Annotated in this window: 19 protein-coding genes; 11 read left to right on the top strand and 8 right to left on the bottom strand. The window is 66.6% G+C overall.

The genetic code is table 11. The features are described from left to right. The first annotated feature begins 68 nt into the window (after positions 1-68). Both olsB and J2T47_RS21020 read left to right on the top strand, forming a co-directional pair. Positions 69-824 (top strand): L-ornithine N(alpha)-acyltransferase, encoded by a 756-nt coding sequence (gene olsB / locus J2T47_RS21025; protein WP_253451225.1) that lies wholly within the window; start codon positions 69-71, stop codon positions 822-824. Continuing rightward, positions 824-1591: a lysophospholipid acyltransferase family protein gene (locus J2T47_RS21020; protein ID WP_253451222.1), complete on the top strand. Its 768-nt coding sequence runs from the start codon at positions 824-826 to the stop codon at positions 1589-1591. The genes olsB and J2T47_RS21020 overlap by 1 nt, the downstream gene beginning before the upstream one ends. 161 nt (positions 1592-1752) lie before the next feature. Here the strand turns inward: J2T47_RS21020 and J2T47_RS21015 are convergent, their stop codons facing one another. Both J2T47_RS21015 and J2T47_RS21010 read right to left on the bottom strand, forming a co-directional pair. After that, positions 1753-2613 carry a universal stress protein gene (locus J2T47_RS21015; RefSeq protein WP_253451219.1) on the bottom strand — a complete coding sequence of 287 codons (861 nt, stop codon included), beginning with the start codon at positions 2611-2613 and terminating at the stop codon, positions 1753-1755. Between the two features lie 75 nt (positions 2614-2688). Next, on the bottom strand, positions 2689-3282 hold the full coding sequence (locus J2T47_RS21010) for an ACP phosphodiesterase (RefSeq protein WP_253451217.1): 594 nt from the start codon (positions 3280-3282) through the stop codon (positions 2689-2691). A gap of 296 nt (positions 3283-3578) precedes the next feature. Here J2T47_RS21010 and J2T47_RS21005 point away from each other — a divergent pair, with 296 nt between their 5' ends. Genes J2T47_RS21005 through J2T47_RS20995 form a run of 3 tightly spaced genes read left to right on the top strand, consistent with a single transcriptional unit; the run spans position 3579 to position 6199 of the window. Further along, positions 3579-3908: an ArsR/SmtB family transcription factor gene (locus J2T47_RS21005; protein ID WP_253451214.1), complete on the top strand. Its 330-nt coding sequence runs from the start codon at positions 3579-3581 to the stop codon at positions 3906-3908. A gap of 47 nt (positions 3909-3955) precedes the next feature. Continuing rightward, positions 3956-5119 (top strand): MFS transporter, encoded by a 1164-nt coding sequence (locus tag J2T47_RS21000; RefSeq protein WP_081516363.1) that lies wholly within the window; start codon positions 3956-3958, stop codon positions 5117-5119. 30 nt (positions 5120-5149) lie between these two features. Beyond that, entirely contained in the window at positions 5150-6199 is a 1050-nt protein-coding gene (locus J2T47_RS20995) for an alkene reductase (protein ID WP_253451211.1), read from the top strand. A 277-nt stretch (positions 6200-6476) separates the two neighbouring features. On the opposite strand, the gene J2T47_RS20990 is transcribed toward J2T47_RS20995, so the two are convergent. From J2T47_RS20990 to J2T47_RS20975, 4 genes are all read right to left on the bottom strand, one after another. Continuing rightward, on the bottom strand, positions 6477-6746 hold the full coding sequence (locus J2T47_RS20990; RefSeq protein ID WP_253451208.1) for a FeoC-like transcriptional regulator: 270 nt from the start codon (positions 6744-6746) through the stop codon (positions 6477-6479). Further along, entirely contained in the window at positions 6746-9040 is a 2295-nt protein-coding gene (gene feoB / locus J2T47_RS20985; protein WP_253451205.1) for a Fe(2+) transporter permease subunit FeoB, read from the bottom strand. Before feoB ends, J2T47_RS20990 begins: the two co-directional genes overlap by 1 nt. A 6-nt stretch (positions 9041-9046) precedes the next feature. Then, positions 9047-9274 carry a ferrous iron transporter A gene (feoA, locus tag J2T47_RS20980; protein WP_081516367.1) on the bottom strand — a complete coding sequence of 76 codons (228 nt, stop codon included), beginning with the start codon at positions 9272-9274 and terminating at the stop codon, positions 9047-9049. Positions 9275-9465: 191 nt separating this feature from the next. Further along, on the bottom strand, positions 9466-10305 hold the full coding sequence (locus J2T47_RS20975; RefSeq protein WP_253451203.1) for an ATPase: 840 nt from the start codon (positions 10303-10305) through the stop codon (positions 9466-9468). A 252-nt stretch (positions 10306-10557) separates the two neighbouring features. On the opposite strand from J2T47_RS20975, the gene J2T47_RS20970 reads away from it, so the two are divergent. Continuing rightward, complete coding sequence (locus J2T47_RS20970) at positions 10558-10848, top strand: hypothetical protein (RefSeq protein ID WP_253451558.1); 291 nt, start codon at positions 10558-10560, stop codon at positions 10846-10848. A gap of 95 nt (positions 10849-10943) precedes the next feature. Here the strand turns inward: J2T47_RS20970 and J2T47_RS20965 are convergent, their stop codons facing one another. After that, on the bottom strand, positions 10944-11933 hold the full coding sequence (locus J2T47_RS20965) for an NAD-dependent epimerase/dehydratase family protein (RefSeq protein WP_253451200.1): 990 nt from the start codon (positions 11931-11933) through the stop codon (positions 10944-10946). Positions 11934-12139: 206 nt separating this feature from the next. On the opposite strand from J2T47_RS20965, the gene J2T47_RS20960 reads away from it, so the two are divergent. Then, on the top strand, positions 12140-13201 hold the full coding sequence (locus J2T47_RS20960; RefSeq protein WP_253451197.1) for a saccharopine dehydrogenase family protein: 1062 nt from the start codon (positions 12140-12142) through the stop codon (positions 13199-13201). On the opposite strand, the gene J2T47_RS20955 is transcribed toward J2T47_RS20960, so the two are convergent. Next, complete coding sequence (locus tag J2T47_RS20955; RefSeq protein ID WP_253451556.1) at positions 13188-14093, bottom strand: LysR family transcriptional regulator ArgP; 906 nt, start codon at positions 14091-14093, stop codon at positions 13188-13190. The genes J2T47_RS20960 and J2T47_RS20955 overlap by 14 nt on opposite strands. Before the next feature lie 93 nt (positions 14094-14186). Here J2T47_RS20955 and J2T47_RS20950 point away from each other — a divergent pair, with 93 nt between their 5' ends. The 4 genes from J2T47_RS20950 to J2T47_RS20935 all read left to right on the top strand — a co-directional run bounded on the left by J2T47_RS20950 (position 14187) and on the right by J2T47_RS20935 (position 18376). Then, complete coding sequence (locus tag J2T47_RS20950) at positions 14187-14591, top strand: ACT domain-containing protein (protein WP_253451195.1); 405 nt, start codon at positions 14187-14189, stop codon at positions 14589-14591. A 3-nt stretch (positions 14592-14594) separates the two neighbouring features. Continuing rightward, on the top strand, positions 14595-15197 hold the full coding sequence (locus tag J2T47_RS20945; protein WP_253451192.1) for a LysE/ArgO family amino acid transporter: 603 nt from the start codon (positions 14595-14597) through the stop codon (positions 15195-15197). Between the two features lie 322 nt (positions 15198-15519). Then, positions 15520-16101 (top strand): superoxide dismutase, encoded by a 582-nt coding sequence (locus J2T47_RS20940; RefSeq protein ID WP_045211147.1) that lies wholly within the window; start codon positions 15520-15522, stop codon positions 16099-16101. A 193-nt stretch (positions 16102-16294) separates the two neighbouring features. After that, on the top strand, positions 16295-18376 hold the full coding sequence (locus J2T47_RS20935; RefSeq protein ID WP_081516375.1) for a putative bifunctional diguanylate cyclase/phosphodiesterase: 2082 nt from the start codon (positions 16295-16297) through the stop codon (positions 18374-18376). Positions 18377-18454 lie beyond the last annotated feature (78 nt).

Below are 18454 nucleotides of genomic sequence, written 5' to 3'. Positions count from 1 at the left end.
CTAGCCTGAGCTTGCACAACAAAGCCGACCGGCCGCAACCCGCATGGCCGGTTCACGGAGGCACTCGCATGAGTCAGATCGCCCTCTCCTGTGACACCCCGGCAGAACGCCGTCTCAAGGCCGTGCGTCTGCGCGGCGCCCGCGCCCTGCGCGAAGCCCAGGCCCTGCGTTACCGCGTGTTCAGCAGCGAGTTCGATGCCCAGCTCAAGGGCGCGGACCTGGGCCTGGACATGGACGACTACGACCGCCACTGCGCCCACATCGGCGTGCGCGACCTCAACACCGGTGCGCTGGTGGCCACCACCCGCCTGCTCGACCACCGCGCTGCCCAGCGCCTGGGCCGCTTCTACAGCGAAGAGGAATTCGCCCTCGACGGCCTGGACGACCTGCAGGGCCCGGTGCTGGAAATCGGCCGCACCTGTGTCGATCCGGACTACCGCAACGGCGGCACCATCGCGGTGCTCTGGAGCGAACTGGCCGAAGTCCTCAACGAAGGCGGCTACCGCTACCTGATGGGCTGCGCCAGCATCCCCATGCGCGACGGCGGCATCCAGGCCCGCGCCGTGATGCAGCGCCTGCGCGATCGCTACCTCTGCCAGCAGAACCTGCGCGCCGAGCCCAAGACGCCGCTGCCGCCCATGGAAGTGCCGGACAACCTCACCGCCGAGCTGCCGCCCCTGCTCAAGGCCTACATGCGCCTGGGTGCGAAGATTTGCGGCGAGCCCTGCTGGGACCCGGATTTCGGCGTCGCCGACGTGTTCATCCTGCTCAAGCGCGACGAGCTCTGCCCGCGCTACGCCCGCCACTTCAAGGCCGCGGTCTGATGCGCAGCCTGCGCGCCTGGCTGCGCGTCGCCCGCCTGCTGGCACTGCTGCTGGTGGGCCTCGCGCTGGCCAGCTTCGTCAGCCTGCTGGAGCGCCTGCCCGGCGACCGCATGCCCCTGCGCCAACGCCTGACACGCTGGTTCCTGGCGCGCCTGTCCGCCGCCCTGCCCTTCGAACTGCAGGTGCACGGCGAACTGCCCACGCAGCCGATGCTGTGGGTCTGCAACCATGTGTCCTGGGTCGATATTCCGCTGCTGGGCGGGCTGCTGCCGCTGACCTTCCTGTCCAAGGCCGAAGTACGCCAGTGGCCGCTGGCCGGCTGGCTGGCGGAGAAGGCAGGCACGCTGTTCATTCGCCGTGGCTCGGGCGATGCGCGGATGATCAATGCGCAGCTGGCCACGCACCTGTCGCGCGGCCGTTCGCTGCTGGTCTTCCCCGAAGGCACCACCACCGACGGTACCGGCCTGCGCACTTTCCACGGTCGCCTGATGGCCAGCGCCATCGAAGCCGGCGTGCCAGTGCAACCGGTGGCGCTGCGCTACCGACGCAATGGCCAGGCCTGCGAGCTGGCACCGTTCATTGGCGACGATGATCTGGTCAGCCACCTGAAGCGCCTGTTCGACCATGATCGGGGTGTGGTGGAAGTTCACCTGCTGCCGGCGCTGTCCAGCGCCCACCAGGACCGCAACCTGCTGGCGAAGCAGGCCCATGCCGCGATCCATGCAGTGGTGTGTGACGTTCAGGAAGAGTCGGCCATCGCGGCCTGAGATTTGCCAGTCAAGCGGCCGGTAAAGCGAAGAAGGTTTGGAGCCCGCCGTAACCTACGGCCGACGGGTTCCCACTCTGACGAAACGGCTTTCAAACTGCGCCGGGCGGCACCCTCGAGCCTCCCGACGCAACCTGAAAACAGTCTCCAGACGCCGGAGGCTCAAGCCTCCGGCGGCACGACCAGGATGTCACAATCCAGTTCGCGCAGAGCGTAGTCGGCAACACTGCCGATCAGGGCACGCTTGATCCCACCCATACCCCGAGTACCCATGACCAGCAGATCGGGCCGATGCTTGTCGACCATCCGCTGCAGCACGTTGCCCGGCAGCCCGACGGCCACCAGTTGTTCATCGATGCGTTCTTCCAGGTGCTGGTCGTGGAGGAACTTCTTCAGCTCGTCCACCGCCTGGCGCGATTCGCTGCCGACGAATTCGTCGATGCGCTCCTCGCTCACTCCGGAGTACTGCATCATGCCCTTGGCCAGCGGGCTGAAGGCGTAGACGCCCCGGCGCACGGCGCCTTCGAGCAGGCCCAGGTCGTTGGCCACTTCCACTGCGTGGGCCGAGGCCGGCGAGGTATCGAGGGCGATAAGCAGGTCGCGGTACTCGCCGCCGGCCGGCTGGTTGACCACCAGCACCGGCAGTTGCCCGGCGCGCAGTACTCGCTCGACCGTGGTGCCGACGAAGATGTCACGCAGCACGCTCTTGCGGTGCGCACCCATCACCAGCATCTCGCAGTTCTGCTTCTTCGCCGCGGCGAGAATCTGCTGGTTCGGATCGCCGCGCTCCACCAGCAGTTTCGGGCAGGTGCCGCCCAGTTCGGTGAGTTCCACCAGCCGCGCTTCGAGCATCAGGCGCACCTGGGTGACTTCCTGCTCGACCAGCGCCGCGGGCTGGTCTTCGTCGACCACGTAGAGCACGGTCCAGGGACAGGCGTAGCGCTTGGCCAGCGCTGCCGCACGGTGCAAAGCCTTTTCGGAACGGCCGGACAGATCCGTTGCGACCATTAACGACTTCATCATGCTGCTCCTCTCGTCGTCCTTCAGATGTGTCTATTGCACACGCGATGGGCCGTCGGGCGGTTGACGCATATCAAGTCAGGTCGGACCGTCCATCGAATTCGGCAGATTTCTGACGAAGGCCTGCAATTCGGGATAGAACTCGCGGAAATCGCTGCTCAACGGCTCGTACAAGCGATCCAGTTCATCCCAGGCGCCGTCCAGCAGGGACGGCCTGGACAGGCGCCGGGACATGCCGGCGACCACGTCCTGCAGCACCTCGAACTCCCGATAACTGCCGAGCCAGTCCTGCGCGGCCATACGCGGTGCAATGCGCGCCAGACGCTCCGGCAGGCCGGGCGTGCGGCCCAGTACACCGTAGACCCGTTGGGTGAAGTGCTCCAGCGGCTCACCGGAGAAACGCCCCCAGTCGCGGGCCAGGCAGTGGTCGAAGAACACGTCGAGAAGCACGCCGGCCATGCGCCGGCGCTCGCTGGGGAAGCGCGTCTTGGCACTGTGTATCAGGGCGTGACTGTCGGTGAAGGCATCGATGCGCCGGTGCAGGCGGATGCCCGCCTCGATCTCGGCGGGCCATTGCCCGGCCAGCGGGCCCTTGACGAAGTCGCCATAGAGGCTGCCGAGCAGTTGGGCAGGCCGGTCGCCGCCCAGGTGGAGGTGCGCGAGGTAATTCATGTCGCTGAGCTTAGCGCGGAACCCGCCCTGAAAGCGTCATACCTGATCGAAGCGTAGGAGCGGACTCCGTCCGCGATAGGTTCGCATCGCGCCGGACGCCATCGCGGGCGGAGTCCGCTCCTACGTCAGCCGGGTAATATCATCCGCAAGGCAATTGGCGGCAGGTATCCACGCCCACAATGGCGGGGTCTGCCGGCTAGTATCATCGGTGTCGATCATTACTATCGCCCCAAACGAATTCATATCGTTTTTGACCGATATATAGTTCGTCCCAACGCGATATACCGATGTGTCCCATGACTGAACAACCCCATCTCGATCCTGACATCGACCTCGAAGAGATCTTCAAGGCCCTGGCCCACCCGGTGCGGCGCGACATGCTGCACTGGCTCAAGGACCCTGAGCAGTTCTTCGTCGAGCAGGAGCACCAGTCCTTCGAGATCGGCGTCTGCGCCGGCAAGTTCGACCAGCGCACCGGTCTGTCGCAATCCACCGTCTCCGCGCATCTGGCCACCCTCCAGCGCGCGGGCCTGGTGACCAGTCGAAGAGTCGGCCAGTGGAACTTCTTCAAACGCAATGAAGACACCATCCAGGCCTTTGTTCGCCACCTGAGCGAAGCGCTGTAACCCGGCTACTGCCAGCCAACACAATCCCACTCTCCAGGAGCAGGTACATGCCCACTTCGCTTCTCGTCCTCGCTTTGTCCGCGTTTGCCATCGGCACCACGGAATTCGTGATCATGGGCCTGCTGCCCGAGGTCGCGGGCGACCTCTCCGTGACTATCCCGGCCGCCGGCTGGCTGGTCAGCGGCTATGCCTTCAGCGTCGCCATCGGCGCGCCGATCATGGCCCTGCTCACCGCCCGCCTGCCGCGCAAGACCGCGCTGCTGATGCTCATGGGCATCTTCATCCTCGGCAACCTGCTCTGCGCGGTGGCCGCCAACTACGGCCTGCTGATGCTGGCGCGGATCATCACCGCCCTGTGTCACGGCGCCTTCTTCGGCATCGGTTCGGTGGTTGCCGCCAGCCTGGTGCCGGCCAACCGCAAGGCTTCCGCCGTGGCCCTGATGTTCACCGGCCTGACCCTGGCCAACGTGCTCGGCGTACCAGCCGGCACCGCGCTGGGTCAGATCGCCGGCTGGCGCTCGCCGTTCTGGGCAGTGACCCTGATCGGGGTGTTCGCGCTGATCGGCCTGTGGAGCGTGCTGCCCAAGAAGCATGACGAGGAAGCGGTGGACATGCGCAAGGAAGTCGCCGCGCTGCGCAACGGCCCGCTGTGGCTGGCGCTGGGCACCACCGTGCTGTTCTCCGCGGCCGTCTTCGCGCTGTTCACCTACGTCGCGCCGCTGCTGGGCGAAGTCACCCAGGTTTCGCCGCGCGGCATCACCTGGAGCCTGGTGCTGATCGGCCTCGGCCTGACATTGGGCAACATCCTCGGCGGCCGCCTCGCCGACTGGCGTCTGGGCACCACCCTGGCCGGCGTGTTCGCCACCATGGCGGTGGTTTCCACCGTCCTGAGCTGGACCAGCGCCTCGCTGATCCCGGCCGAGATCACCCTGTTCATCTGGGCCGCTGCTGCCTTCGCCGCGGTGCCCGCCCTGCAGGTCAACGTGGTGCGCGTCGGCGGCGCTGCACCGAACCTTGTCGCCACCCTGAACATCGGCGCCTTCAACGTCGGCAACGCCATCGGCGCCTGGGTCGGTGGCAGCGTCATCGACCACGGCCTGGGCCTGACCCGCGTGCCCCTGGCCGGCGCCGTGCTCTCCGTACTCGCGCTGATCGCGGTGATGATCGCCTTCAGCGGCAAGCCCAACCAGACCCAACCCGTCCTCGACTGATCCTCCACCCTCACGCCCCGGAGTAACGCAATGACCACGCTTTTCGACCCCATCGTCATCGGTGACCTGGAACTGCCCAACCGCATCGTCATGGCCCCGCTGACCCGCTGCCGCGCCGACGAAGGCCGCGTGCCCAACGCACTGATGGCCGAGTACTACGTCCAGCGCGCCGACGCCGGCCTGATCCTCAGCGAGGCCACCTCGGTGACCCCGATGGGCGTGGGCTACCCGGACACCCCCGGCATCTGGTCCGATGACCAGGTCCGCGGCTGGACCAACATCACCAAGGCCGTACACGCCAACGGTGGCCGCATCATGCTGCAGCTGTGGCACGTGGGCCGCGTCTCCGACCCGCTGTACCTCAACGGTGAACTGCCGGTAGCGCCGAGCGCCATCAAGCCGGCCGGCCACGTCAGCCTGGTGCGCCCGATCAAGGAATTCGTCACCCCGCGCGCCCTGGAAACCGAAGAGATCGCCGACATCGTCGAGGCCTACCGCGTCGGTGCCGAGAATGCCAAGGCCGCCGGTTTCGATGGCGTGGAAGTGCATGGCGCCAACGGCTACCTGCTCGACCAGTTCCTGCAGAGCAGCACCAACCAGCGTACCGACCAGTACGGCGGCTCGGTAGAGAACCGCGCGCGCCTGCTGCTGGAAGTCACCGATGCCGTGATCGGCGTCTGGGGCGCCGGCCGCGTCGGCGTGCACCTGGCTCCGCGCATGGACTCCCACGACATGGGCGACGCCGACCCGCTGGCCACCTTCGGCTACGTAGCCCGCGAGCTGGGCAAGCGCGGCGTGGCGTTCATCTGCACCCGCGAGAAGGCCGGCGACGACAGCATCGGCCCGAAACTGAAGGAAATCTTCGGTGGCGTGTACATCGCCAACGAGCGTTTCACCAAGGACAGCGCCAACCAATGGCTGGAGAGCGGCAAGGCCGACGCGGTTGCCTTCGGCATCCCGTTTATCGCCAACCCGGACCTGGTGACCCGCCTGGAAAAAGGCGCCGCCTGGAACGAGCCGCACCCGGAAACCTTCTACGGCAAGGGTCCGGTCGGCTACCTGGACTACCCGCGCCTGTAAGGGCTGGTTCCAGCGCCAATGAAAAAGGCGCCTTCATTCGAAGGCGCCTTTTTTGTATTCCCGAGGCATCGCAGCCGACCTGTAGGAGCGCCAGAGCCGATATCGAAACCTTTTGTAGGATGGGTGGAGCGCAGCGATACCCATGCTGTTCGTGCGCTGCGTGATGGGTATCGCTTCGCTCCACACCATCCTACGGTTCGAGTTCAACCTGTAGGGCGAATAACGCCTCGGGAGTTATCCGCCGATCTGGCGGATAACCCGTGCCGGGTTATGCGCCCTACGCATTGCTCCAGCGCAGCGGGACGGCCACGGTTCGCCCCGCCAGGCGATACCCCGTGGTCGCACATCGCGTAGCCTCCGCGCAGCCCTTGCAACTCCCGCAGGCGGCCGGCTCGGGTGCGATCTTTTCCACCACGCCCATCGCCAGCAGTCGCTCCAGCAATGCTTCGAGCAGAGCCTTCGAGGCCCCCAGGCGCTGGGCCAGGGTCGGAACATCCGCCTCGCCCATCTCGCCGAGCAGGTTGCGTACCGCGATTGCCGTGGCCATCAGTGGCAACTCCCCGCCGGAGCCGGGCGCAGCACGCGCTCGCCCTCCAGCTCCAGACCGCGCCGGCCAACCCAGCGCAGGATCAGGAACAGCACCAGGTTGAACGCCAGCACCAGGCCGATGGCCACCGCGCTGTACTGCGGATGTTCGGCGAAGCTGAACACCTGGTAGCAGAGGGTCGCCAGCGAATAAGCCACGTTGAGGCCCCAGAGCACCGCGAAGGTCATCCAGCCGCGACCGCTCTCGCGGGTCAGCGCGCCGAGGGTCGCCACGCAGGGCACGTAGAGCAGTACGAACACCAGGTAGCTGTAGGCGGCCAGCGGGCTGCCGAACTTGGCGGCGAAGGTGCCCATGGAGCCCTCCTCCATCTCGCCGTCGGCCATGCTCGCGGCGACCGGGTTGGCCAGCACGCAGAGGCTGAACGAGTCGCGCAGGCCATCCAGGGTATCCGCGCCGGCCTGTTTCAACTGGCCCCAGAGGTCATAGCCGTCGGCATCGAAGGCTTCGCCCTGGATGTGTTCGGCTGTGTAAAGGGTGTTCAACGTGCCGACCACCACTTCCTTGGCCAATGCGCCGGTGACCAGGCCGACCGTGGCCTGCCAGTTGTCCTCGTGCACGCCCATGGGTTTGAGCAGCGGCGTGACCTTGTGGCTGAGGCTGGCCAGCGCCGAGTCGGCGATGTCGCCCTGTACCGGGCGGCCGTCGAGGGTCACGCTGTTGAGGCCACCGATCACCAGGCTGACCAGGATGATCACGGTCCCGGCGCGGACCACGAAGGCGCGCAGACGCATCCAGGTCTGCAGCAGCAGGCTGCGCAGGTGCGGCACGTGGTACAGCGGCAGCTCCATGACGAAGGGCGAGGCCTCGCCGCGCATCAGCGTGTGCTTGAGCAGCAGGCCGGTGAGTACCGCGACGACTATGCCCAGCAGGTACAGCGAGAAGATCGCCAGTGCGCCGTTCTGGCCGAAGAAGGCTGCGGCGAATACGGCAAAGATCGCCAGCCGCGCACCGCAGGACATGAACGGCGCCATCATCGAGGTCATCAGGCGTTCGCGCGGGTTGTCCAGGGTACGGGTGCCCATGATCGACGGCACGTTGCAGCCGAAGCCGACGATCAGCGGCACGAAGGACTTGCCCGGCAGGCCGAGGGCCTGCATCAGGCGGTCCATGACGAAGGCGGCGCGAGCCATGTAGCCGGAGTCTTCGAGCAGCGCGAGGAACAGGTACATCAGGCCGATCTGCGGGATCAGCGGCAGCACCGCGTTGATGCCGCCGCCCAGGCCCTGGGCCAGCAGCGCGGTCAGCCAGTCCGGCGCACCCGTGCGCGCACCCAGCCACTGGATACCGTCGATGAAGAGGGCCGAGGAGCCCTGGTCGAAGATCGGCTGCAGCGCGCCGCCCAGGGTGATGGCGAAGAAGAACATCAGGTACATGACGAAGAGGAACACCGGGATGCCCAGCCAGCGGTTCAGCGCGATGCTGTCGAGCATCTGCGTCAGACGATGCGGCGCGGCCTGGCGGTGGTTGCTGGCGCGTTCACAGAGCTCACCGATCAGCCGGTAGCGCGCGTCCACCAGCAGCAGTTCCGGGTCTTCGCCGCAGGCGCAGCGGATCGCATCGCGGGCGGCCAGCAGGCTCGCCGGGTCGAGCTTGAGCTGACGGGCGCTGTGCAGATCGCCTTCCAGCGCCAGCAGGGCCATCCAGGCCTGGGCCGGCGGTGCGTCGGCGGGCAGCAGTTGCGTGACGGCATTGCGCAGTGCGGCAGGGTACGGCACCTGCAGCGGCGGCTGTAGCGTCACGCTATCGATGGCGTCCTTCAGCGCATCGATGCCTTCGCCACGGGTCGACACCAGCGGCACCACCGGGCACCCCAGCTCCCGCGCCAGCGCCTCGCGGTCGATATTCAGGCCCTGGGTGCGGGCGATGTCGAGCATGTTCAGCGCCACCACGCAGGGCAACCCCATCTCGCGCAACTGCACGGTGAGGTAGAGGTTGCGTTCCAGGTTGGTGGCGTCCACCACGTTGACCAGCACGTCCACCTCGCCACCGACGATGCAGCGCCGGGCGATCTGCTCGTCCAGCGAGGCCTGGGTCGACAGCGTGGTCAGCGAATAGGTGCCGGGCAGGTCCACCAGGCGCACCTGGTGGCGCGCGGTGCGGAAGCTGCCTTCCTTGCGCTCCACGGTGACGCCGGCCCAGTTGCCGACGCGCTGGCGCGAGCCGGTGAGCTGGTTGAACAGGGTGGTCTTGCCCGCGTTGGGGTTGCCGATCAGGCCGATGCGCAGCTCCTTCATGGCGGCTCAGTCCTGCGCTTCGAGCTGGAGGAAGGCCAGGTCGCGGCGGCGCAGCACCAGGCTGCACTGGCGGGTATCCACCTGTACCGGATCGCCCAGCGGCGCCACGCGGCGCACCTGCAATTCGGCGCCAGGCAACAGCCCCATGGAGAACAGCCGCTGGCGGAAGGCGGCGCCGATCCCGGGCCGGTAACCGGCAATGCGGTACCGGCGTTGCGCTTGAAGATCGTGCATGGGAAGCCTCCGGGCGAATGATCGAAACACGGAGAGAATCAGAATGACTCTCATTTGTTAGCGATTATTCGCCTCGAAGCCCGCCCTGAAACTGATTCAAGACAAGAATTGCCCTCACTACCCCCAAAGAGGGATGGCCAGAAAAAAGCCCCCGGACCTTTCGGCGCGAGGGCTTTTCCCGGGCAGGCCAATCAGCGGGTGCTGATCTGCTGCTGGAGGTTCTGCATCTGCTGCTGCAGGGTGTTGATGTTGCGCATCACCTGGATGCGGAACACGTCGAACTCCTTGGTATCGCTGCTGGCCTGGCCCTGGCGCCCGTCAACCTCGGCGCGCAGCAGCATCAGGTCGTCCTGCAGGCTCTTGATCGCCTGGCTCGGGTTGCCCTGCTTCTTCAGGTTGGCGATCTCGGTGTTCAGCCCCTGGATCTGCTGGTTGGCAGTGGCGAGGTCGGCCTGCACGTTCTTCAGCTTGTCCTGCTCGTCGGTGATGGACTTGAGCTTGACGTCGAGCTGTTGCATCAGCAGCGCGGCGCTTTCCTGCTGGGCCTTGAGGTCGGCGCTGACCTGCGCCAGGCGCTTGCCCTGGGCGCCGTCGAACTCCGACAGCGAGGTCTGCTGCGCCTTGGCCTGCTCGGCCAGGCGGCCCTGCAGCTGCTTGACCTGGAGCTTGAGCGCCTCGCGGTCGGTCATGCCATTGGATTCGTTGGCGACGAACTTGCCACGGATATCGTCCAGGCGACCGGCGGCTTCCTCGCTGATCTTGGCGAAGCTTTCCTGGGTGGCGATCAGCTGCTGTTCCATGAGCAACAGCTGCTGGTGGCTCCACCAGCCCACACCGGCCAGGGCAATGGCCATGGCCGCGACCAGCGCCCACAGCGCCCCGGTCCCGCCACCACGCTTCACCGGCTGGGGCTGCGGGCGGCCGTTGGGCTCGACCACACGGCGCGGGTGATGACCGAACTCGTCGCGGTCGGCGGCGTCGGTGGAAAGGTGGGGCACATCATCGAATTCGTCGAACGTGTCGTTACGCATGGAATGAACCTGTGGGGATAAAGCGGCGTGTTGCCTGCGCAGGGCGCAGTATATCCGTTCGCGTGACACCAGGAGCAGCGTGCCATCACAGGGCGTCACGCACCTCGTCGGCGCACAGAAGACCCGTGACGGAGGTCGCAGTTCCCCAGGCGACCCGCCAATAGTGGCTTTGCGACATCGTGGCACGCCCCTTGCTCCCGCTCCGGTTACTTGGCGCCGCTTTGGCGCCCTTCGCGGGGAGGAAGTCGGGTGATCGAACTCAACAAGGCCATCCTGGATTGCATGCGCGAATTGCGCCGCCGTCTGCGTGAAGAACAGGCACTGGACATCCAGTACCAGCAGAGCGACGCCATCGAGCGAATGCTGCGCGCCTGCGCCCATTCAGCGTGCGAAGAAACGCGCCAGCTGGGCGAGCGCCTCAGTGAGCTGAGCGGCGTGAAGCTGCCCCGCGTGGTGCAGGAGCCGAGCTTCCTGCCGATGCAGGGCGGCGGCGACCAGCAGTACTCCGGGCCGCTTCGCGGCGGTGCCCGCCCCTCGCGCTGAACGCCTGCCTCTTTTGTAGGAGCGAGCTTGCTCGCGAACAGCCCGAGCTTCGGTGCCGTGCGGTTCGCGAGCAAGCTCGCTCCTACGAAGAGCCACTACGCGCCGCGCACCCGCCACCAGTCGCAGAACTCGTCCAGCGCATCCCACAGGCTCGCCTGCGGGTCGTAGTCGAGGTACTGGCGGGCGCGGGAGATGTCCAGGGAGAAGTCCTTGGCCATCACCGCCATGCCCAGGCGATGCAGGGTCGGCTCCGGGCGGCCGGGCAGGACCTTGCACACGCCTTCGTTGAGCAGCGCCAGGTTGTAGGCCAGCCCGTAGGGCATGTGCCGCTCCACCGGTTGCATGTCGAGCCGGCGCAGTACGTAGTTGACCACGTCCCACAGCGGCAGCGGCTGACCGTTGCTGATGTTGTAGGCCCGGCCGAGCGCCTCGTCGCCCGCCATCAGGCTGGCGAACAGCGCGTCGTTGAGGTTCTGGATACTGGTGAAATCGACCCTGTTCAGCCCCTGGCCGATGATGCGCAGGCGGCCCTTGCGGTGTGCGGCGATCATCCGCGGGAAGATGCTGGTGTCGCCGGCGCCGGTGACGAAGCGCGGGCGCAGCGCCAGCACTTCCAGGCCGAACTCCTGGGCGCCGAGGGCCACCAGTTCGGACTGGTACTTGGTCGAGCCGTAGTGGTTGGCGAAGCGCTTGGGCACCTGCTGTTCACTGATGCCGACATGGGACTGGCCATCGAAGTAGATCGACGGCGACGACAGGTGCACCAGCCGGCGCACCTTCTGCTTGAGGCAGGCCTCGACCACCGACTCGGTCATGGTCACGTTGGCCTGGTGGAAGTATTCCCGGCTGCCCCACACGCCGACCGCGCCAGCACAATGCACCACGGCGTCGACGTCGCTGCACAGCGCGCGCACCAGCGCCGGGTCGGACAGGTCGCCGGCCATGAATTCGGCGCCGCGCGCCACCAGCGGTTGCAGCGCCTCTTCGCGGCGTCCGTTCACCCGCACCGCCAGCCCCTGCTCCAGGGCAAAACGGGCGAAACGCCCGCCAATGAACCCGCTGGCTCCGGTGACCAGAATCTTCATGCACGCCACTCCCGTTCTTATAGTCCGGCGACTCTAGCAGGCGCCGCACCGTCCTACTCTGGCCTTGCACGCCAGAAACGAATCCTTGCAGACCGCAGCGCCGCGCCAGGGTTGCACGACTTGCGATCGGCGACAGCCACCGGGCAGTTGCGACTACCCTTGATGCACACTGATTCCCCCTGTCAGCAGCAAGGCGAGGCCACACCATGAGCAAGCCCCACTGGATGATCTACGGCGCCAACGGCTATACCGGCCGGCTGGTGGCCGAGCAGGCGCAGCGCGAGGGCCTGAAGCCGATCCTTGGCGGCCGCAACCCGGCCAGCCTGCATGCGCTGGGCAGCTCCCTGGGACTGGAATGCCGGGTGTTCGACCTGAACGACAGCGCCGCCGCCCTGGCCGCACTGGAAGATGTCGCGGTAGTCGCCAATTGCGCCGGCCCCTTCTCCGCCACCGCCGCGCCGATGATCGAAGCGTGCATCGCCAGCGGCGCACATTACGTGGATATCACCGGTGAGATTTCCGTCTTCGAATACGCCCACAGCCTCGACGAAGTGGCGCGCACGGCCGGCGTGGTGATCTGCCCCGGCGTCGGCTTCGACGTGATCCCCACCGACTGCGTCGCCGCCTGCCTGAAGGAAGCCATGCCCGACGCCGCGCACCTGGCGCTGGGCTTCGACAGTGGCAGCGGCCTCTCGCCGGGCACCGCCAGGACCACCGTGGAAGGCCTCAAGCTCGGCGGCAAGGTGCGCGAGGCCGGGCGCCTGCGCGATGTACCGCTGGGCTACAAGCGCCGCGACATCGACTTCGGCCGCGGCCTCAAGCACGCCGTGACCATCCCCTGGGGCGACGTGGCGACGGCCTACTACTCCACCGGCATCGGCGACATCGAGGTCTACCTGCCGGTGCCGCCAGCCGCCGCCATCGGCATGCGGGTTATGGACAGCATCCGCCCGCTGCTGGGCCGCGACCGCGTGCAGGACTGGCTCAAGCAGCAGGTGGACAAGCGCGTCCAGGGCCCCGACGAACTGGCCCGCAGCAAGCTGCGCACCTGGGTCTGGGGCGAAGTGCGCAACGCCCGTGGCGAACGCCGTACCGCACGGCTGGAAACTGCCAACGGCTACGACGTGACCATCCACGGCGTGCTCTTTGCGGTGCGCCACCTGCTGGCCAACCCGAACACGGTCGGCTACTTCACCCCGTCGAAACTCTTCGGTGCGCGTTGCATCGAGCAGTTGCCCGGCAGCGGCAACATCGTCATTCGCGGCTGATCGGCACCATCAGTCCCGGCGCCTTCGCCAGCAGGTGCCGGGTCAGCGCAGCGAGCAATTCGCCGCCGTTGCGCCAGTGGTGCCAGTAAAGAGGCACGTCGATCACCTGCCCCGGCAGCATATCCACCAGCTCACCGCGCTCCAGTTCGCCGCGCACCTGCTGCTCGGGCACCAGGCCCCAACCGAGGCCACCGCTGGTCATGCGCACGAAGCCTTCGGAAGACGGGCACAGGTGGTAGCTGAAGTGACCGTCGACGCCCAGATCCTTCAGGTAGCGGTGCTGCAATTGATCGTCCGGGCCGTAGACGATGGCCGGAGCACGCACCAGGCCGGCGGGCGTCACACCTTTGGGAAAGTGCCGGGCGACGAATTCCGGGCTGGCCAGCCCGCGATAGCGCATGGCGCCCAGCGGCTCGCAGCGCCCGCCAGCCACCGGGCGCGGACTGGCGCAGACGCAGCCGGCCACCTCACCGGCGCGCATACGCTTGAGGCCAACTTCCTGATCCTCCACCACCAGGTCCAGCAGCACATGGCGCTCGCCGCAGAAATCGCCGACCGCGTAAGCCCACCAGGTCGCCAGGCTGTCGGCGTTCAGCGCCAGACGCAGGCGCTCGGGCGCTGCGCCGTCATCCAGCGCGGGCACCCACTGCTGCAGGTCGCCCTCCAGCAGGCGCACCTGCTGCACATGGTTGAGCAGGCGCTGGCCGAGATCGGTCGGCTGCGGCCGCGCCGCACGCACCAGCACCGGCTGGCCGACCCGCGCTTCCAGCAGCTTGATGCGCTGGGAAATGGCCGACTGCGACAGCCCCAGCACCTGGGCGCCGCGCTCGAAACCGCCCTGCTCCACCACGGCGGCCAGGGCGGCAAGCAGCTTGTAGTCGAACATGATCAGTTTCCCTAATGAGATATCAGCAGTATTGGTTTTTCTTATACAGGCCAAAGTCGGACAATCGCCAGCATTCCCACTCTTTATGGACGGCCCACCATGGCTGGCGAAACCTCCCTGGCCGCGCTGCTGCGCGACATGACCCCGGTACTCAACGATGGCGAGTACGTGTTCTGCACCCTGCCCGACGGCCAGTTGCCGGCCGGCCTGCAACCGCTGGGCAGCTTCCGCGAAAGCGAAGGGCTGACGCTGATCCTGCCGCGCGCCGACGCCGAGCAGGCGGGGCTCGGCTTCGACTACGTCGCCGCCTGGCTGACCCTGGAAGTGCACTCGGCGCTACAGGCAGTCGGTCTCACCGCCGCCGTGGCCGGCGCCCTGGCCAGGGCCGGGATCAGCTGCAACGTGATCGCCGCCTGGTACCACGACCACCTGTTCGTCGCCCATGCCGACGGCCCGCGCGCTCTGGACGTATTGCGCGCCCTGGCACTGAACCCGGAGGCCTGAACCATGTGGCAGAGCTACCTCAACGGCGTGCTGGTCGCCGCCGGCCTGATCATCGCCATCGGCGCTCAGAACGCCTTCGTCCTCGCCCAGAGTCTGCGCCGCGAGCATCACCTGTCGGTGGCCGCGCTGTGCGTGCTGTGCGACGCCATCCTGGTCAGCGCCGGGGTGTTCGGTCTGGCCAAGGTCCTTGCCGAAAACCCGACGCTGCTGGCCATCGCCCGCTGGGGCGGGGTGACCTTCCTGTGCTGGTACGGCCTCAAGGCACTGCGTCGCGCAGTCGCACCCGAAGCCCTGGCCGATGCCCAGGAAACCGGCCCGCGTTCACGCCGTACCGTGCTGATGGCCGCGCTGGCGGTCACCCTGCTAAACCCCCACGTCTACCTCGACACCGTGCTGCTGATCGGCTCCCTCGGTGCCCAGCAGACGGCGCCCGGCGCCTATGCCATGGGGGCGGCCAGCGCCTCGCTGCTGTGGTTCTTCACCCTGGCCTTCGGCGCCGCGTGGCTCGCACCGTGGCTGGCGCGACCGGCCACCTGGCGCCTGGTGGACCTGATGGTCGCGGTGATGATGCTGGGCATGGCCGCGCAGCTGGTGTTCGCCAGCTGATTGCGCCCGCGGCGGAACAAATCCGAACGTCGATCCGTCATCCCGGTCTGTGCATAGTGAGCGTCGCGCTCCGGCGCAAGCCGCTGTGCAGGGCCTTTGCCCCTACAGTTGCTGCGTGGATATGCCACAGGTCGGGTGCTATGATCCGACCTTCGCGGCGCCGGCGGGCTCTGAGCCTTCCGGACGCAACTGGCGCGCTGCCTGTCCCTTCGGGGACGTATCGCAGCTACGCCCGGATGCCGCGACAAACATCGAACCGGCCCCGTGTACCGGTCGCGCGCACGTCGCGCTAGCCCAGACTGAGTGAGATAGGAGAGAGACCATGGCTTTCGAATTGCCGCCGCTGCCTTACGCGAAGAACGCCCTTGAGCCGCACATTTCCGCGGAAACCCTGGAGTTCCACCACGACAAGCACCACAACACCTACGTCGTGAACCTGAACAACCTGGTTCCGGGTACCGAGTTCGAAGGCAAGAGCCTGGAAGACATCGTCAAGACCTCTTCCGGCGGCATCTTCAACAACGCCGCCCAGGTGTGGAACCACACCTTCTACTGGAACTGCCTGAGCCCCAACGGCGGTGGCCAGCCCACCGGCGCCCTGGCTGACGCCATCAACGCTGCCTTCGGTTCCTTCGACAAGTTCAAGGAAGAGTTCAGCAAGACCTCCATCGGCACCTTCGGCTCCGGCTGGGGCTGGCTGGTGAAGAAGGCCGACGGCTCCCTGGCCCTGGCCAGCACCATCGGCGCCGGCTGCCCGCTGACCAGCGGCGACACCCCGCTGCTGACCTGCGACGTCTGGGAACACGCCTACTACATCGACTACCGCAACCTGCGTCCGAAGTACGTCGAGGCGTTCTGGAACCTGGTCAACTGGGACTTCGTGGCTGAGCAGTTCGCAGCCTGAATGTACCCTGCCTGATACGAAAAACCCGGCCCCGCGCCGGGTTTTTTCGTAATGGGCGCGTAACACCCTCGTGTCAGCTAACCTGAAAGGCCGGTACAGTCACGAAACACAACGATGGCCCTTTGACGTCATTGCGCCAATTGCCAATACTCAGCCCCAGTCGTTCGCCCCTGGCGAGAAACAAGGAAAGCCCTTGAAACTGGATCCCCGGCACAGCCTCTCCCTCAAGCTGCTGCGAATGGTATTGCTCGCGGCCCTCGTGGTCGGGGTGGTACTCAGCTGTGCCCAGATCGTCTATGACGCCCACAAGGCGCGCCAGGCCGTGCACAACGATGCCCAGCGCATCCTGGCGATGGTCCGCGATCCCTCTACCCAGGCCGTCTACAGCCTCGACCGCGATATGGCGATGCAGGTCCTCGAAGGCCTGTTCCAGCACGAAGCCGTGCGCTACGCCGCCATCGGCCACCCCGACGAACCCATGCTGGCGGAAAAATCCCGCCCGCTGCTGGACTCCAGCACCCGCTGGATGACCGACCCGATCCTCGGTGCCGAGCAGAACTACTCCATCCGCCTCGCCGGCCGTGGCGGCTCCAACGAGTACTACGGCGACCTGAAGATCACCCTCGACACCGCGCCCTACGGCGACGACTTCGTCGCCACCTCGGTGATCATCTTCATCTCCGGCATCCTCCGCGCCATGGCCCTGAGCCTGGTGCTGTTCATGGTCTACCACTGGCTGCTGACCAAGCCGCTGTCGAAGATCATCGAGCACCTCGCCTCGATCAACCCGGACCGCCCCAGCCAGCACAAGTTGCCGATGCCCGACGGTCACGAGAAAGACGAGCTGGGGTTATGGGTGAACACGGCCAACCAGCTGCTGGCCTCCATCGAGCGCAACGGCCATTTGCGCCGGGAAGCCGAAGACAGCCTGCTGCGCATCTCCCAGTACGACTTCCTCACCGGCCTGCCCAACCGCAAGCTGCTGCAACAACGCCTGGACCAGATCCTCGAGGGCGCCTCGCGCCTGCAACGCCGCGTCGCCGTGCTGTGTCTGGGCCTGGATGACTTCAAGGGCATCAACGAGCAATACAGCTACCAGTTCGGCGACCAGTTGCTGATCGCCCTCGCCGACCGCCTGCGCACCCGCAGCGCACACCTCGGTGCCCTGGCCCGGCTCGGCGGCGACCAGTTCGCCCTGGTCCAGGCCGACATCGAACAGCCCTACGAAGCGGCGGAGCTGGCCCAGCAGATCCTCGACGACCTGGAAGCGCCCTTCGAGCTCGACCAGCACCTGGTGCACCTGCGCGCCACCATCGGCATCACGCTGTTCCCCGAAGACGGCGAGACCACCGAGAAGCTGCTGCAGAAAGCCGAGCAGACTATGACCCTGGCCAAGAGCCGCTCGCGCAACCGCTACCAGTTCTACATCGCCAGCGTCGACAGCGAGATGCGCCGCCGCCGCGAGCTGGAGAAGGACCTGCGCGAGGCCCTGGCACGCAACGAACTGCACCTCGTGTATCAGCCCCAGGTGGATTACCGCGATCACCGCGTCGTCGGTGTCGAAGCGCTGCTGCGCTGGCAGCACCCGACCCAGGGCTGGGTCGCGCCGGACCTGTTCATCCCGCTGGCGGAGCAGAACGGCAGCATCTTCAGCATCGGCGAATGGGTGCTCGACCAGTCCTGCCGCCAACTGCGCGAATGGCACGACCAGGGCTTCGACGACCTGCGCCTGGCGGTCAACCTGTCCACCGTGCAGCTGCGCCACAATGCCCTGCCACGGGTGGTCAGCAACCTGTTGCAGATGCACCGCCTGCCGCCGCGCTCGCTGGAGCTGGAAGTCACCGAGACCGGCCTGATGGAAGACATCTCCACCGCCGCCCAGCACCTGCTCAGCCTGCGTCGCGCAGGCGCCTTGATCGCCATCGACGACTTCGGCACCGGCTACTCCTCGCTGAGCTACCTGAAGAGCCTGCCGCTGGACAAGATCAAGATCGACAAGAGCTTCGTCCAGGACCTGCTGCTGGACGACGACGACGCCACCATCGTTCGCGCCATCATCCAGCTGGGCAAGAGCCTTGGCATGCAGGTGATCGCCGAGGGCGTGGAGACGGTCGAGCAGGAGGCTTACATCATCGCCCAAGGCTGCCACGAAGGTCAGGGCTACCTCTACAGCAAGCCGCTGCCGGCCCGCGAGCTGACCCTCTACCTCAAGCAGGCGCGACGCCTGGCCGAAGCGGCCGGCGGCAATCCCAACGGGTCCGTCGAGCGGCATTGATGCCATCGGGCGGCTAACCCCCTCCCCACGCCGAATCCCGGCCCTACAAAAAATCGACTCTCCCTGCCCGCTGCTGGC

The organism is Pseudomonas nitroreducens, assembly GCF_024170165.1.
Taxonomy (GTDB): Bacteria; Pseudomonadota; Gammaproteobacteria; order Pseudomonadales; family Pseudomonadaceae; genus Pseudomonas; species Pseudomonas nitroreducens_C.
This window is presented reverse-complemented; position numbering and strand designations above follow the sequence as displayed.

Bases quoted from the DNA above. Each gene is read 5' to 3' on its own strand.
- olsB (WP_253451225.1), top strand. From the start codon at position 69: ATGAGTCAGATCGCCCTCTCCTGTGACACCCCGGCAGAACGCCGTCTC.
- J2T47_RS21020 (WP_253451222.1), top strand. From the start codon at position 824: ATGCGCAGCCTGCGCGCCTGGCTGCGCGTCGCCCGCCTGCTGGCACTG.
- J2T47_RS21015 (WP_253451219.1), bottom strand. From the start codon at position 2,613: ATGATGAAGTCGTTAATGGTCGCAACGGATCTGTCCGGCCGTTCCGAA.
- J2T47_RS21010 (WP_253451217.1), bottom strand. From the start codon at position 3,282: ATGAATTACCTCGCGCACCTCCACCTGGGCGGCGACCGGCCTGCCCAA.
- J2T47_RS21005 (WP_253451214.1), top strand. From the start codon at position 3,579: ATGACTGAACAACCCCATCTCGATCCTGACATCGACCTCGAAGAGATC.
- J2T47_RS21000 (WP_081516363.1), top strand. From the start codon at position 3,956: ATGCCCACTTCGCTTCTCGTCCTCGCTTTGTCCGCGTTTGCCATCGGC.
- J2T47_RS20995 (WP_253451211.1), top strand. From the start codon at position 5,150: ATGACCACGCTTTTCGACCCCATCGTCATCGGTGACCTGGAACTGCCC.
- J2T47_RS20990 (WP_253451208.1), bottom strand. From the start codon at position 6,746: ATGGCCACGGCAATCGCGGTACGCAACCTGCTCGGCGAGATGGGCGAG.
- feoB (WP_253451205.1), bottom strand. From the start codon at position 9,040: ATGAAGGAGCTGCGCATCGGCCTGATCGGCAACCCCAACGCGGGCAAG.
- feoA (WP_081516367.1), bottom strand. From the start codon at position 9,274: ATGCACGATCTTCAAGCGCAACGCCGGTACCGCATTGCCGGTTACCGG.
- J2T47_RS20975 (WP_253451203.1), bottom strand. From the start codon at position 10,305: ATGCGTAACGACACGTTCGACGAATTCGATGATGTGCCCCACCTTTCC.
- J2T47_RS20965 (WP_253451200.1), bottom strand. From the start codon at position 11,933: ATGAAGATTCTGGTCACCGGAGCCAGCGGGTTCATTGGCGGGCGTTTC.
- J2T47_RS20960 (WP_253451197.1), top strand. From the start codon at position 12,140: ATGAGCAAGCCCCACTGGATGATCTACGGCGCCAACGGCTATACCGGC.
- J2T47_RS20950 (WP_253451195.1), top strand. From the start codon at position 14,187: ATGGCTGGCGAAACCTCCCTGGCCGCGCTGCTGCGCGACATGACCCCG.
- J2T47_RS20945 (WP_253451192.1), top strand. From the start codon at position 14,595: ATGTGGCAGAGCTACCTCAACGGCGTGCTGGTCGCCGCCGGCCTGATC.
- J2T47_RS20940 (WP_045211147.1), top strand. From the start codon at position 15,520: ATGGCTTTCGAATTGCCGCCGCTGCCTTACGCGAAGAACGCCCTTGAG.